This is a genomic window from Clostridium thailandense (assembly GCF_019207025.1).
Lineage (GTDB): Bacteria > Bacillota > Clostridia > Clostridiales > Clostridiaceae > Clostridium_AM > Clostridium_AM thailandense.
The window spans coordinates 1-15,224 of the sequence record NZ_JAEEGC010000187.1 but is presented as its reverse complement, the minus strand read 5'-3'; the positions used below and the strand labels follow the sequence as shown (position 1 = coordinate 15,224).

Here is a 15,224-nt window from a genome sequence, read left to right as displayed (position 1 = left end):
TTTTTAATCATTCTAAAGCTCAGTATTTTGAAAATCTAAGAAACTTTTATAAACTCGTACCTCAAACATATAAAAGCTTCTAAGATTTTCTAAAATACTTCGCTAAGAATGATAAAAAAGTTTTTATATGTGCTTTCAGCTTTGGTAACATCTACCTGCGTATAAGTTAAGTGTCGGCCGTGGATATCTATATAGGCGGCAACTTTTTTAAGCTTTAATATCCAATTTCATTTTTAGTTTTTCTAGCATGTCTTTTGTCATTTCATCTAAGTTATACTTGACACTAAATCCCCATTCTTCTTTTGCAGCAGTGCAATCCATAGAATTTGGCCAGGATTCTGCAATAGCTTGTCTTATAGGATCTATATCATAATCCATCTGAAAATCTGGTATGTATTTTTTAATTGAATTACAAAAATCTTCTGGAGCGCAGCTAATAGAGGTTACATTAAATGCATTTCTATGTTTTAATTTTGAAGGGTCAGCTTCCATAAGGTTAACAACGCAATTCAAAACATCGGGCATATACATCATATCCATGTAGGTTCCTTCTTGTATAAAGCAGGTATACTTTCTACGTTTTAAAGCTTCATAATAGATATGTACTGCGTAGTCAGTAGTTCCACCACCAGGTAGTGTTTCATAGGAGATTACACCTGGGTAACGAACTCCTCTTGTATCTAAACCATATTTTTTATGATAATAATCACATAATAATTCTCCAGAGACCTTAGTAACGCCATAAATTGTTTCTGGTCTTTGAACTGTATCCTGTGGTGTATTATCTAAAGGTGAAGATTTGCCAAATGCAGCAATAGAACTAGGAGTAAAAAGTGCACATTTATTTTCCCTAGCTACCTCAAGAACATTATATAAACCATTTATGTTTATATTCCATGCTGCACTAGGATTTGATTCACCAACAGCAGATAGAATTGCAGCAAGATGAATAATGGAATCAATATTATATTTTTTAACTACAGTATCAATTTGTTTTGGATCTAGCACATCTACCAATTCATAAGATCCAGATTGAACTATTGTGCTTTCTTCAACTATTCTTCTTCCAGATGCTATGACATTATCTTTTCCGTAAATATTTCTCAAGTGGGTTGTCAGTTCAGAACCTATTTGACCTAAAGCTCCAGTTATTAATATTTTTTTCATATAAAAACTCCTCCTTGATTAAAGTTTATAATTAATTTACTAACTTGAAAAAAATTATAGTATTCTTTAGAGCAATGTATAATACAGAGACAGTGAAATTTTAATAATACCATTATAACAAAGTAATAAATGCTTATAAATCCTTTCTGAAATTGCCATTATTAAGTTTAGTGTATTTTAGTGAATTTCGTTAGAAAACTGGTGAAAACATTGGATGAAAGGATAAATTTGTACATATACGATAAGATCTTTAAAGAGTGGTGCCAACATTTTCGACAAAAGCCACGCTAAAGTAGCGAATCGATAAATAGTAAATTTGTGTGGGAGATTATTGTTTGATTTCCTTTAGGCAGCAATATTATAAGTTTGATATAATCCTTATATAGTTTGGTATAAGTTGTATTTTATGACAAGGCAAAAGAGTTTGTCATTGAAAAACACTTATTAAAGTTGCTAGTAGATTTTTTATTAGATACCGAACCTTTTGTTGTATTGAAGTGTATATATGATGAAACAGAAAAAAGGAGGATTTAAATTTGGACGATGAGATTTTAACTAGGCAGGTGGAAACGCTTTATAGAGAGCATTCAGAATATGTGTTTCGTATAGCACTATTTTTAACAAAATCTAAAGTATTAGCTGAAGATGTGTTACAGGAAACATTTATTAAAGTACTTCAGAAGTATTCATCATATGACACAAGCAAATCTTTTAAACCTTGGGTCTATAGCATAGCTGTAAATACAGTGCGAAATATGATTAGAAAGAATAAGTGGCATTCATTATTCGGAGTTATTACTGAAGTGGAAGATAACCACTATGTAGATGAAATTGTACTACAGAGTGAAGAAAATAAAGAGTTATGGAGAGAAGTAACTAATTTATCTTTGAAGAGTAGAGAAGTAATAGTTTTGCATTATTATTTAGGATATAAACTGACTGAGGTTGCAGAAATACTAAATATCCCATTAGGTACATGTAAATCAAGACTTAATTCAGCACTTAATTCATTAAAAAAAAGAATAGCTAAGGTTAATTTTAATATAGATGATGAAGGAGGAAGAACATATGAAACAAATTGAGTCAAATATTAAAAGAGTAATGGAAGAAGCACTAGGACAGAGTACTACATCGCTATCTTATGATGATATAAAACAAAAGTATTTAAAAGCTAATAAAAAAAATATAAGACTTAGCAAATTATTTAGTACAGCAGTTCTTATTCCGATACTTTTGTTATCATTATTGATAGTAGGATTTTCATATTATAAATTCATTTGGGTAAATGCTAATATACAGATAAAGAATGAAAGTCAAGATTTCTCTGATTACAAAACTCCTCTTGAGTCATTTTATGAGATACTAGAAACAAATAAAACAAAAGATTTAATTGAATCTAGAAAAATATCTATATTTCCTATTCGTGTACCTTATAAATTGAATAATTTTGAGAGAATTAAAGGTTCTGGAGTTATTTTTCAAATGGCTACTGACATTGATGGTGTACATAAACTTGTTGATATGCCACTTGAATATTTTGAGCTTTATCAAAATAAAGAAGGGAAAAAAGTAGTTGTTAGGCAAAAATTCTCTGATAGTATGACAGAGCAATTAAATGCAAATTCTAAACGTATTCACTTCACATCAAGGTATCCTAAGGGTACAAAAAGACTCAATAGCTTTGGTAATGATTTAGCATTAATAATGGACTTACAATTGGGGAGAAAAAAAATAATTCTTTACCATATTGAAGAAAATAGTAAGGTTACAGAGTTTGATATATACGGTACTGTTGATGGCTCTGTGTTAGAAGCAATAGCACATACTTATATAAATGCAAAATAATAACTATAAGTATATATTATAAAATTTTTAATTATTGTAATGAAAAAACAAATAATTTATCAGAACATCTAATTATTATACATGGATTGAATTTTGAGATGTTTTTTAGTTCACATTTCAAATCATATATATAGAACCCATACCAGACATATAACTTATACGAAGTTATATCTTGCCAAAATTGAAAGCACATATAAAAACTTTTTTATTATTCTTAGCTCAGCATTTTAGAAAATCTTAGAGCTGTTGATATGTTTGAGGTACGAGTTTATCAATGGTTCTTAGATTTTCAAAATTCTGAGCTTTAGACTTATAAAAAGTATTTAAAGTATTTATTGTGCCGGAAGAATGCCAATATATCCGGTCGCATAAGTTAAGTGTCGGCCATGGTTATCTATAAGCTTAATAGTGTAATATTTATAGTATATGTTATGATTTACTAAAAGATAAAATAGTAATTTGTATGGGGGTATATTAATGAAATATTTTGGATAAGGATTAAGTGAGAAGCATAAAGAATTAGGTAAAATTATTCGCAAGAAAGATAAAATATCACAAGCGAAACTTTTGTTTTTAGATATTCATTCAAATCTACATCTGTCAGAAACAGAAGGAACTGTTTAAAATGAAGTTGATAATCTTATAAGAGATTTAAAAGAAAATGAATATGCAAGTATGCTTAAAACTAAAGATGAGACAATAGCATGGGTTATATGGCATATTGCAAGAATTGAAGACTTAACAAAGAACATGTTAGTTGCAGAGAAGAATCAGTTATTTAATGCAGAATGGAAGTCAAGAATGAATATTTCAATTACAGATACAGGGAATACACTAACTGATGATGAAATCATGTACTTTAGTCATAGTATCAATATCAAAGAAATGTTATGTTACTGGAATGCGGTTGTAGAGAGTACAAAAGAAATTATTAATAATCTACAAGCTGAGGATATGAAACGAAAAGTTTCACCAATTGACTTAGAGAGAATACTTGATAGTGGTGGTGTAACTAAGCAAAAAGATTCAATTTGGCTTCTGGATTTTTGGGGTAAAAAAGATGTTGCAGGGATTCTACTCATGCCTCCAACAAGGCATGTTATACTGCACCTAAATGACTATTGTAAATGGAAAGAACATATTAGGGCAGATAAAAAGATATATAGATGCTAAATTCCAATTTTGTAAAGTTGATGTGGAATAATTTTAGATTTAATTCTAATATATTTTTTATTCAACAAAACTACTAAAAAATGAATTTATGAAGAATTTTAAAAATGCTATAATAAAATATCTAATTGATTATGAAAGGTGAAAAGATATGAAAAATAATTTTATACAGAAAATTTTCGTTGTTTTTCTTGCTTTGTTTATTACAATAAGTTTATTAGGATGTACATCGACAAATAAGAATACTGACAAAGAAAAACAAAATGTGAACACAGAAAGTGTAAAAACTGATTCTACAAAGAATAAAAAAGTAATTAACGATTTTCAAGGGGTAGCGGATTATATTCATAAAAATGCCGCCCTTCCAGATAACTTTATAACCAAAGACCAGGCAACAAAGCTTGGATGGACTCCGGGTAAAGATCTTGATAAAGTGGCACCAGGTAAAAGTATAGGTGGAGATATTTTTAAGAATGCAGAAAAATCACTGCCAGATGCACCTAAAAGAGTTTGGCGTGAATGTGATATTAATTATAATGGAGGGAAAAGAGGAGCAGATAGAATACTTTATTCCAATGATGGATTAATTTATTCAACCTCAGACCATTATAAGACATTTAAGCTTTTGTACAATGGAAAATAACTTTTTAATGAGGTGAATAATTTGAATAAAGTAATATTAGAAGGAAGTAAATTTACAAATAAAGAGGCTCTACATGAAAATTTGAAGAGAGAACTAAAGTTTCCTGACTATTATGGAGAAAACTTGGATGCACTCTGGGACTGCTTAACTACTGATCTAGAATTACCGATCATAATAGAATGGGTAGATTTTCAAATTAGTAGAAAGTTTTTGGGAGACTATGCAGAAAGTACACTAGAAATTTTTCGAGATGCCGAAAAGTCTACAGAAGGAAAGCTGAAAATACATATTAAATGATAAAAATATAATGGCCTAAAAGATAAGATAGTTTTAATTAATTATTTGTAGGCTATAATATGAATAAGAAAAATCATGTTAGGCACAGAAAAAATAATAGACAAGAAAGTTTGTCTATTATTTTCTTTCCTGTGCTTGAAATCGAAAAAAGAATGATTGAAGCGTTATTTGCTAGGAGGGTATTTTTTTGGAACAAAGATCTAAAGAAAAGAAAGAATTAATAGTTATTTTTACAGAGAAAGGATTTACAGTAGATTATGAAATAGCCGATAAGAAAAAATTATCTGAAGATAATCAAAAAAATCAAGAATATTGGTATACAAGGTTTATAGAAGATAAATATAAGGCTTTATGGGATCTCGGATTTAGCAGACAAGATGATTGGATGTCACAAACAATAAATTTTTTATACTTTATAGCTAGTAAGTTAATAGTAAAAATTTCAAGGCAGTCAGACATAGAGTTTACAAGGGAAGCTGCAGAGCTGTTTTTAGAATCTGAAGAACTTGAAGAACTTGAGAGTAGAGCACCTTTTGCAATAGGCATGGAATTTATAAATGAGGACTGGATTTCTTATACTTTAGAAAAAATTGCGGATATATATAGAAAAGAGATATCCAGCTATAAAGGAACTGTTAAGGATTTCCTGATGGAGAGAAATACTCATATTAATGTAGTTGGGAGAGTATTTTTTCATTTAGTCGAAAATAAGGAAGAAGATTATCCCTTTGCATTTTTAGCTACCTATTCTACAGAAAATAAAAGTGAAGGCTCACACAAAGCTAAGCATATGCCATTAAAAAACGCTCTTTTAGAATATAAAGATGATAGGGAAAAACTTCTTCAATTAATGTCAACCATAAGCAAAGCCGGTGATAAAAGTAATTTTATATCAGATCTTATGGAAAGTGGAGAATTATTTTCACCATTAAAGCTAAGTAAAGAAGAAGCTTATACTATTTTAAAAGAAATACCTATTTATGAGGAATGCGGGATAATGTGCAGAATTCCCAATTGGTGGAGAAAGAAGAGTAATTCTTTAAGACTATCAGTTTCTATTGGAGAAAAGGAACCTTCAAAGGTTGGAATGGATGCATTATTATCTTTTAGACCAGAAATACTTTTTGGAGAAGAAAAAATTTCTAAAGAAGAATTAAAAAAACTTCTTTTAGAATCAGAGGGCTTATCTTTAATTAAAGGAAAATGGGTAGAAATTGATAAGGATAAGTTAAGAGAGGTAATGGATGCATATGAAAAAGCTAATAGTTTATCTAAAAATGATGGACTAACAATAGCAGAAGCAATGCGTATGGAATTAAATGCAGGAGAAAAACTTGGAATTAATGAAGAGGTTGTGGACTTAGAAGTATCAAATGGAGCATGGCTTAAGAAAGTAAGAGAAGCTATGGGGAATCCCAAAATTATAAAAGAAAGCAAACCTATTGGAAGTTTTAAGGCCACTTTAAGACCATATCAAAGGACAGGTTTTTCATGGCTTTCTTATATGCAAAAGCTTGGCTTTGGAGCTTGTCTTGCAGATGATATGGGACTTGGTAAAACTGTGCAGATTATTGCTTTTCTTGAAAAGATTAGAACGGAGCAAGGGGGAAAAGCACTTCTTATAATTCCAGCTTCACTAATCGGAAACTGGCAGAAAGAAATAGAAAAATTTGCACCACAAATGACAGTTGCTGTACTTCATGGAAAAGAATCTGATATAAACCCAGAGGAAAGTACATTTTTATATATTACTACATATGGAATGGCAGTTCGCATGGAAAAGATAAAAGATATTTGTTGGGATATATTAATTCTTGACGAAGCACAGGCAATTAAAAATCCAGGAACAAAGCAAACTAAAGTAATTAAGCAAATTAAAGCTAAAACTAAAATAGCTATGACCGGTACACCTATTGAAAATAAACTTTCAGATCTCTGGTCTTTATTTGATTTTTTAGATGCAGGACTTCTTGGAAATGCTAAGGAATTTACAAATTTCACAAAGAGAATAAGAGAAAAGAATAGTGATTATGCAAAACTTAGAAATATTGTAAGTCCATTTATATTAAGAAGATTAAAAACAGATAAAACTGTTATATCAGACCTTCCAGAGAAGATTGAAATAAAAGAGTATGCCTCTTTAAGTAAGAAACAGATTGTTCTATATAACAAACTGGTAAAAGAGCTTGAAGCTAAATTAGAAAATTCAGAGGGAATAGAAAGAAAGGGCCTTGTCCTTGGAAGTATAATTAAATTTAAGCAAATATGTAATCATCCAGATCAATATCTTGGCCTTGAAGAATATAAAGGAGATTATAGTGGTAAGTTCGAACAGCTTGAAAATATTTGTGAAAATATATATGAAAAAAGAGAAAGAGTCCTTGTGTTTACACAGTTTAAAGAGATGACAGAACCTATATCGGAGTTTTTGGAAAAAATATTTAATAGGAAAGGACTAGTTCTTCACGGGGGAACTTCTGTTAAGAAAAGAAGTGAAATGGTTGAGCGTTTTAATGGAGAAGAATATATCCCATATATGGTACTTTCCCTTAAAGCGGGAGGTGTTGGATTAAACCTTACAGCTGCAAATCATGTTATTCACTTTGATAGGTGGTGGAATCCAGCCGTTGAGAATCAAGCAACAGACAGAGCTTTCCGTATAGGACAGACCAAAAATGTAATGGTACATAAATTTGTTACAACTGGAACAATTGAAGAAAAAATAGATTTAATGATAGAAGAAAAACAAAAGTTAGCTGGAGATATAATAGCTTCATCCGGTGAAAATTGGATTACAGAACTTGATAATAAGGAGCTTATGGAATTATTTAAGCTAGGTGGTGAAAAGTAAATGGGGTATTATGGATTTTATGAGTACGTTTCAGTTGAGGAGAAAAGGGAAAAAGCTAAAAAAAGTCTTGAAAAACTTAAAAGGAAAAATCCTGACATTTCACCAATTATTATTGAAGGAAGAACCATTGCAAGCAAATGGTGGGGTAAAGCTTGGAATAAAAATTTAGAAAGCTATGCCGATTTTAGTAACAGAATAGGAAGAGGCAGGTCCTATGTAAGAAATGGAGCAGTATTGGATTTAAAGATCAAAGAGGGAGAGGTTTTAGCATTAGTTCAAGGCAGTGGTTCTAAGCCATATAATGTTGTAATTTCAATTGATAAACTAGACAAAACTAAGTGGGAAAAGGTTACAGAAATTTGTAATCATAAGATTGATACTATGGAAACACTCCTCGCAGGAAAATTCCCTAAGGAGTTTGATGAAATGTTTAGTGCTTCAAAAAATGGACTATTTCCAAGCCCAAAAGAAATTCATTTTAAGTGCAGCTGCCCTGATTCAGCAAGAATGTGTAAACATATAGCAGCAGTGCTATATGGAGTTGGCGCAAGGTTAGATGAAGATCCAATTTTATTCTTTAAACTTCGTGATATTGATTTTCAAGAACTGCTCAAAAAATCAATGGAAGAAAAAATGCAAAGTATGCTTAAGAATGCAGATAAGAAAAGTAAGCGTGTTATTGAGGATACGGATATCTTTGATTTGTTTGGAGTATAATTTTCAAGGACTATGGATAAGTCCGTTGCTACGAAAATAGACTGGATTTCTATTTTTATTGTCAGCTGTGAAGCAAATCAGGGTTCGTCGAAAATTAAAAAGATGGGGTGTTGCATTAAGAATAACTATTAATAGTATATTGTGCTAATTTTAAATTAGCAAAGCAATATTCTGTATATAAGTTTCTTAGTGCCACAACCCCTGTTTTTAGTAAAATATGAAAAAATTATTTTTAGCTTATAAAGTGATTAATTATTAAATTTTTTTAATGCAGCATTATAAAAGCACTTAAATTCTTCATCAGATGTGTTTTTTTCAACCATCTTATATGTAAAGCATATCACAGGGACAGCATAAATTACTGCATTTTCCAGGTGGATTTCAGATTTAACTTTATATTTTTCCACAATTTCAGTTAACTGTCTATTGTTTTCCAGATTATATATTTCGATTTTATGTTTATATTCATTTATTTTTTCTTCACTTAAATTTTTTCTAGACATTCTTTTTTCAGCTTCTTCTTTCAAGGAAGCATAATATAAATTAATTCTTTCAGTTTCTTTTGATAAAGCCAAATTGTTACTAAGTTTATCTAATTTTGAGGTTTTAATAATATCCAGTTCTTTTAAAGCGGCTTTAAAACCCTGTAAAAAGTCAATATTGCAATTTAAAGGAAAATCATATAGAGGTCTAGTTTCGTAAAAGATGCTATCCAAATTATTGCAGAAGTCCTGTGAAATAGAGTTAGAATTCATATCAACTACTATATTTTCAAATTCTTCCACAGTATTATCAGATACATAACTTACTTTAAAACTATACTTAGTCAAATAATTTATCAATTTAGTTTCTTGTACAATTTTAATGTTTGCTCTATCAAGGTTTAAAAAATTAAGAATTTTCATTTCAGCATCATGTACTGTTAAATTTTCAGCTATAGCATATCTTATACAGGTATTTGATAATTTAAAACTTAGGTCAAGGATTTTATCTAGAATAAAGCTGCCAAAGGTAACAAGTTCATATTCTTGATTTTCAAGATAAACCTCATAATCAAAACAAAGTTTTAGTTCTGTCTTTCTAAATATATCTGTATATTCATCAGGTACAAGGACCTGAATAAGAGCATAATCAACCTCTACAATAGCAGCACCTAAAGTATCAAAGAATTTTGTAGTAAACTGTTGTAGATCTGTCATTTGTCTTCCCTCGCTTCAAATAAATTGCCGAATAGTTCTTCATCCACATTTTTAACTTTAAAATATTGATTTTTCATTTCTAATAATTTACTGCCTAATTCGTCTATTTTTGTTTTAAGTGCGTTTTCGTTTTCAGATTTAGTCCATATATCCATTATTAAATCATCAAAGCCTTGTTCTTCTTCAGTTAAATCACCAAGTATCATATCAACTTCACCAACTACGAGTTCAAACATATTTATTTTTTTATCTAAAAGTTCAAGTATATAAGATTCTATAGTGTCCTTAGCTTCAAGATTAAAAATATGTACATCTCTTTCTTGACCTACTCTGTGAATTCTTCCTATTCTCTGTTCTATAGCCATAGGATTCCATGGAAGATCATAATTTAGAAGGGCATTACAAAATTGAAGGTTCCTGCCTTCACCGCCAGCTTCTGTACTTATAAGAACTTGTGCATCCTTTCTAAAATAATCAATCTGAGTTTCTTTTTCCCTTCTTGTCATGCCTCCATGAAAAACTGCCACTTTATAATTATTTTGCTTTAATAATTGCTCAAGAAACTCTATGGTAGGTTTGTATTTTGTAAATACTATAATCTTATCATTAAAATCTTTTATTATTTTCATAAGGGTTTTTCCCTTTGTATTTTCTTCAAATTTCTTAGCACAAATTTCTTTTGCAATTTCTACAAAGTTTTTTATACTTTCCTTATTTTCTGAAGAAATATTATCACTGCATAGCAATTTTTTCAAAGTAGGTATAACGGCATATACGCTGCTTCCAAGTTCTGCCTGCATTATTTTAAGAGTAAATTGAGATATGCCTTTTTTCTCTTCATTATTATAGTTGTTTTTTACAAAGTCACTTATTAAATCGTAAAACTTCTTTTCTATAGGGGATAGATTCACTTCTATAGTTTTTGCATATCTTTTAGTGAATTTTATATCTACATCACTTCTTTTATTTCTAATCATAACATCTGCCAGAAGGCTTCTTAATTTTTCAATATTTTTAGGCTCCATTAGTTCTCCAGATTTAACAAAGTTCTTTTTAAACTTAGAATATGTATTTAGCTGACCTGGTTTAAGTAAGGTTATTAGGTTATACAATTCTTCTAAATTATTTTGAATAGGAGTTGCAGTTAAAAGAAGAATTGAGTTCTTATCTAGCTTATTTACAAAATCCCAAGTTACGGTTTTCCTATTTTTTAAATGATGAGCTTCATCTACAATTATCATATCATAATGAATTTTTAATATATTCTCACTATTTTGTTTACGTTTTGCTAAATTTATAGAAGACACAACCTTTGGAAAATGCCCCCATGCAGCATCTCCCATTTTTTTAAATCTGGGATCGTCACTAGCTATAAAATCCTGATTGAATTTTCTTTTAAGTTCATTACACCACTGTTCTACTAGAGAAGGGGGAACAAGAATTAATATTTTCCTCGCCAAGCCCCTAATTATATATTCCATCATAACGGTACAGGCTTCTATGGTTTTTCCAAGTCCTACTTCATCACAAAGCAAAGCTCTTCCTCTAAATCTTTTAAGAACCTCTTTGACTGTTCTTACTTGATAATTAAATAAACTCATTTCTCTTACATAATTTTGTGATAGTAATTTATCAAAGTCTGGAATGACAGCAAAATCTTTAGCTAATTCATATATTTGTATCCATTTTTCTTCACCAAAATTAAATTTAGTTAAATTCTCAATAATACTGACAGATTTTGAAGGATTTTTTACAGTATTAAAAACTTCATCCTTTAAATTAATTTCTCTTAGATTTTCTAGTAGTAATTTATTATTTTTCTCGTCATAAGCTGCTATAGCTTTTGAATTTTTTATATTTTTAAAAAAGCCTTTAATACCTCTTCCTGAAATTAAATTCTCATTTCTATCAATGTTGAAAACTTTTGAAACATTACCATCAATGGTTATATTAATTTCAGGCATATTTTCTGGAATTAATCTTTTTAATACAGTATCCATTTCAATTGCATTTAAATCTAGAAGTTCTTTGTTAATTTTACATATAAATTGTTCTATCATAAGCTTTATACTCACCGCTTTACATAATAATATATGAATATTATTATATACAGTATTAACATGTTTAAGCAATACCTATACACAATTTTATTGAATGTTATGTGAATATAGACATGTAATATTTGTTGGGTTATAATTACAAATAAGGGAGGAATGATTATGAAAATTGACAATATATCTCAACTTATGAGATATAATGCCGTACAGAATCTATCCAATATGAACGAAGGTTTATCAAGTGATAGCTCAGAAATTTTATTTTCAAGCATACTAGGCGACATGATGCAGGATACTGAAGTCAATTATCTTAAAAATAAATCAAAAAACAATAAAGTAAAAAATAATGGTAATCCTAAGGCAGTAAGTAATTTTGACAGTCTTTCACTTCAGCCTCAGCAGATGGCAAGAATGATGAGTATTTTAGCACAGCAGAGTATACTTTCAACATTAAATGGAAATAATGCTGGTTCAATGTATAATGGTACTTATGGTATAAGCAGCATGATGGGGCAAAATAGTTATACAGCATTAATGCTTGGATATGCGCTTGGTAAAATGTCACAAAGCTCACATTCAGCGACTAAACAAACAAAATAATTAGTAGGAAGCTATCCATAAGTTTGGATGGCTTCCTTTTTTAACTATTGAATTAAACTAATTAACATAATTACTCCTAAAATTGGAGAAGTTATAGTTGTAAGAAAGTCAATAGAATTTAAAAAATGGTGGAGATATACTAAAAAATAATATTTTATGCTTGTTGACAAATTATATGAATCTATTTTTATTGATAACTGATAAAATGATGCATTTACAAGTGTATATACAGTGTGATATACTTATACAAGTTATAAAATTTATATTAAATTTAGGGGTGAATATTAATGAGTAGCATTTCTGAAAGGATTGAAAAGTTGCCAGTTACACCCATGTTATGGAGGGTGCTGTTTTTAACAGGTATTGGATGGTTATTTGATGCCATGGATCAAGGTATGGTTTCTGGTGTTATGGCTGCAATCGGAAAATCGTGGAAGCTTACTCCTGCTGATCTAGGCCTACTTGGTAGTGCTTCAGCAGTGGGAATGGCTGTTGGTGCCGCTATTGCCGGCATGGTGGCGGATAAATGGGGCAGAAAAAAAGTTATTACGTTTACTTTGGTGCTATATGGACTCGCTAGTGCACTATCTGGACTTGCCACTAATTTTACCATATTGTTGTTTTTTAGATTTTTAACTGGCTTAGGCTTGGGAGGAGAACTGCCAGCAGCCTCTACTTTAGTTAGTGAATTCTCACCTGCTAAAGCTCGCGGCAAAATGGTTGTTTTGTTAGAGAGTTTCTGGGCTTGGGGTTGGATAGTTGCAGCTTTAATTGCTTATCTTTTAATTCCAATCTATGGATGGCGTATTGGATTTTTCTTAGGAGGAGTACCAGCACTTTACGCGGCTTATTTAAGAAAAGGTATTCCAGAGTCACCTAGATATTTAGAACAAAAAGGACTTTTTAAAGAAGCAGATGAGATTGTAACTAAGATGGAACAACAGGCTGGAGTAACCAATGAAAAAGAAACTATATTAAATCAGACTGAAGGAAAGAATGGCAGCAGCATTACCGTTTTTGATTTGTGGTCTAAAGCTTATGTTAGACGTACCGTTGTGTTATGGATACTATGGTTAGGTATTAACTTTGGATACTATGGATTTGTTTTATGGACTCCAACTCTTCTTGTAGGCAAAGGATTCAGTTTAGTAAAAGGATTTGAGTTTACATTAATAATGAGTATTGCTCAGCTGCCTGGATATTATAGTGCAGCCTATCTAATAGAAAAAATTGGCCGTAAGCCGGTTTTGGTAATGTATTTAGCTGGTACTGCTTTGTCTGCGTACTTATATGGTCAAGCGGCATCTGTATCTGCTGTTCTTGCTTTTGGCTGTCTCCTCTACTTTTTTAGCCTTGGAGCTTGGGGTGCAGTATATGCTTATACTCCAGAGGTCTATCCTACAAAAGTTAGAGGAAGTGGAGCAGGCTGGGCAGCTGCGGTTGGTCGTATTGGTGCAATTGCCGCTCCTTACATCGTTGGATTGGTATACCAAGCTAAGGGTAAACAGGAAGGTTTTACTTATGTGTTTCTTATGCTAACTATAGCCTTTGCATTGGTAGCAGTAGTTGTTGCTGTAGCAGGTATTGAAACTAAAGGCCAAACCTTGGATGAGATCAATGCAGCTTAAAAAACAAAAAACGGGGCTGTCGTACTCAGGTAAGTACGGCAGCCCTGTTTTTTATGAATATAATTGCTGAATTTTTACCATCATTGCAGTAGAATTGATTTATTCCTTAATTTATATTAAAATTAAGAAATATACTTATTGATTCTTTAAATAAATAGCTTATCTTTAGCATTTAGAAGGAGTTGTACTAACTTGAAGAAAAGTAACTTAGGCGAACAAGCTTATGAACATATAAAAGATATGATATTAAATTTAGAAATAAAACCTGGAGAACGTATACCAGAAGAGAGTATAGCAAATCAATTAGGCAGTAGTCGTACTCCAATTCGTGAAGCTTTACGGAAACTGGAAAATGACGGGTTGATTTTTTTATACCCAAAATGTTTTGCTGAAGTAGCACATTATAATGAAGATACCATACGTCAAATTGGAGAGCTTCGTTTAGCTCAAGATATTCTTTCAGCACAATTGGCATTACATTATGGTAGTAATGCTGATTTTTCAAATCTGCGTCAACTAGCACAAAAATGTGAAGATGGAGCTCGTACTGGAAATATACATGACCGAATTAAATTAGATATGGATTTTCATTTAGGCATTACAAAAATTAGTAGAAATCAAATATTAATAAAAAGTCAACAAGAACTTTATTTACGTATACACTTAATTCAAGTATCAAAATATACAGATATTGAACACAGTTTAAAGCAAATACAACATCATCAAGAACTTATTGAAGCATTAATTAATCGTGATTCAGAAAAAGCTAGAAAAGTTATTTGTAATCACTTAAAAGATTTTTTTAATATAGATAATTCAATAATTGAACAATATGTTTAGTATAGATGTCCACGGCCGAAAGTAAACTTACACTCTGGTATATGTTTCCAAGCTTCGGCACAATAAAAACTTTTTATCAATCTAAAGCTCAGTATTTTGAAAATCTAAGAACATCTGATAAACTCGTACCTCAAACATATCAGAAGTACCTAAGATTTTCTAAAATACTTCGCTAAGATTGATTAAAAAGTTTTTATATGTGTCTTCAGC

13 protein-coding genes are annotated in these 15,224 nt (G+C 30.6%); 10 read left to right on the top strand and 3 right to left on the bottom strand.

Going from position 1 to position 15,224, the window contains the following annotated elements; translation table 11 throughout:
* Window positions 1-207: 207 nt before the first annotated feature.
* Window positions 208-1,167: an L-threonine 3-dehydrogenase gene (locus I6U48_RS27150; protein WP_218323641.1), complete on the bottom strand. Its 960-nt coding sequence runs from the start codon at window positions 1,165-1,167 to the stop codon at window positions 208-210.
* Between the two features lie 536 nt (window positions 1,168-1,703).
* Here I6U48_RS27150 and I6U48_RS27145 point away from each other — a divergent pair.
* The 7 genes from I6U48_RS27145 (at window position 1,704) to I6U48_RS27115 (ending at window position 8,690) form a co-directional block, all read left to right on the top strand.
* Window positions 1,704-2,249 carry an RNA polymerase sigma factor gene (locus I6U48_RS27145; protein ID WP_218323640.1) on the top strand — a complete coding sequence of 182 codons (546 nt, stop codon included), beginning with the start codon at window positions 1,704-1,706 and terminating at the stop codon, window positions 2,247-2,249.
* Window positions 2,236-3,012: a hypothetical protein gene (locus I6U48_RS27140; protein WP_218323639.1), complete on the top strand. Its 777-nt coding sequence runs from the start codon at window positions 2,236-2,238 to the stop codon at window positions 3,010-3,012. Before I6U48_RS27145 ends, I6U48_RS27140 begins: the two co-directional genes overlap by 14 nt.
* A gap of 642 nt (window positions 3,013-3,654) precedes the next feature.
* On the top strand, window positions 3,655-4,185 hold the full coding sequence (locus I6U48_RS27135; RefSeq protein WP_312891146.1) for a DinB family protein: 531 nt from the start codon (window positions 3,655-3,657) through the stop codon (window positions 4,183-4,185).
* Between the two features lie 148 nt (window positions 4,186-4,333).
* Complete coding sequence (locus I6U48_RS27130) at window positions 4,334-4,825, top strand: ribonuclease domain-containing protein (protein ID WP_218323638.1); 492 nt, start codon at window positions 4,334-4,336, stop codon at window positions 4,823-4,825.
* A 21-nt stretch (window positions 4,826-4,846) separates the two neighbouring features.
* Window positions 4,847-5,122 (top strand): barstar family protein, encoded by a 276-nt coding sequence (locus I6U48_RS27125; protein WP_218323637.1) that lies wholly within the window; start codon window positions 4,847-4,849, stop codon window positions 5,120-5,122.
* A gap of 187 nt (window positions 5,123-5,309) precedes the next feature.
* A complete protein-coding gene (locus I6U48_RS27120; protein WP_218323636.1) occupies window positions 5,310-7,973 on the top strand; it encodes a DEAD/DEAH box helicase in 2,664 nt (887 codons plus the stop codon).
* Entirely contained in the window at window positions 7,974-8,690 is a 717-nt protein-coding gene (locus I6U48_RS27115; RefSeq protein ID WP_218323635.1) for an SWIM zinc finger family protein, read from the top strand. It begins immediately after the preceding gene.
* A gap of 248 nt (window positions 8,691-8,938) precedes the next feature.
* On the opposite strand, the gene I6U48_RS27110 is transcribed toward I6U48_RS27115, so the two are convergent.
* Both I6U48_RS27110 and I6U48_RS27105 read right to left on the bottom strand, forming a co-directional pair.
* The gene (locus I6U48_RS27110) at window positions 8,939-9,889 is read right to left on the bottom strand and encodes a hypothetical protein (protein ID WP_218323634.1); all 951 of its coding nucleotides are present in this window, start codon (window positions 9,887-9,889) and stop codon (window positions 8,939-8,941) included.
* Window positions 9,886-11,949, bottom strand: coding sequence for a DEAD/DEAH box helicase (locus I6U48_RS27105; RefSeq protein WP_218323633.1), 2,064 nt, complete (start codon window positions 11,947-11,949; stop codon window positions 9,886-9,888). The genes I6U48_RS27110 and I6U48_RS27105 overlap by 4 nt, the downstream gene beginning before the upstream one ends.
* Before the next feature lie 159 nt (window positions 11,950-12,108).
* Here I6U48_RS27105 and I6U48_RS27100 point away from each other — a divergent pair, with 159 nt between their 5' ends.
* From I6U48_RS27100 to I6U48_RS27090, 3 genes are all read left to right on the top strand, one after another.
* Window positions 12,109-12,546 (top strand): hypothetical protein, encoded by a 438-nt coding sequence (locus I6U48_RS27100; protein ID WP_246615577.1) that lies wholly within the window; start codon window positions 12,109-12,111, stop codon window positions 12,544-12,546.
* Between the two features lie 287 nt (window positions 12,547-12,833).
* The gene (locus I6U48_RS27095) at window positions 12,834-14,174 is read left to right on the top strand and encodes an MFS transporter (RefSeq protein WP_218323631.1); all 1,341 of its coding nucleotides are present in this window, start codon (window positions 12,834-12,836) and stop codon (window positions 14,172-14,174) included.
* Window positions 14,175-14,366: 192 nt separating this feature from the next.
* Window positions 14,367-15,014: a GntR family transcriptional regulator gene (locus I6U48_RS27090; protein ID WP_218323630.1), complete on the top strand. Its 648-nt coding sequence runs from the start codon at window positions 14,367-14,369 to the stop codon at window positions 15,012-15,014.
* Window positions 15,015-15,224 lie beyond the last annotated feature (210 nt).

Excerpts from the sequence above, each read along its gene's own strand:
- I6U48_RS27130 (WP_218323638.1), top strand. The coding sequence starts at position 4,334 with ATGAAAAATAATTTTATACAGAAAATTTTCGTTGTTTTTCTTGCTTTG.
- I6U48_RS27105 (WP_218323633.1), bottom strand. The coding sequence starts at position 11,949 with ATGATAGAACAATTTATATGTAAAATTAACAAAGAACTTCTAGATTTA.
- I6U48_RS27110 (WP_218323634.1), bottom strand. The coding sequence starts at position 9,889 with ATGACAGATCTACAACAGTTTACTACAAAATTCTTTGATACTTTAGGT.
- I6U48_RS27095 (WP_218323631.1), top strand. The coding sequence starts at position 12,834 with ATGAGTAGCATTTCTGAAAGGATTGAAAAGTTGCCAGTTACACCCATG.
- I6U48_RS27100 (WP_246615577.1), top strand. The coding sequence starts at position 12,109 with ATGAAAATTGACAATATATCTCAACTTATGAGATATAATGCCGTACAG.
- I6U48_RS27150 (WP_218323641.1), bottom strand. The coding sequence starts at position 1,167 with ATGAAAAAAATATTAATAACTGGAGCTTTAGGTCAAATAGGTTCTGAA.
- I6U48_RS27140 (WP_218323639.1), top strand. The coding sequence starts at position 2,236 with ATGAAACAAATTGAGTCAAATATTAAAAGAGTAATGGAAGAAGCACTA.
- I6U48_RS27115 (WP_218323635.1), top strand. The coding sequence starts at position 7,974 with ATGGGGTATTATGGATTTTATGAGTACGTTTCAGTTGAGGAGAAAAGG.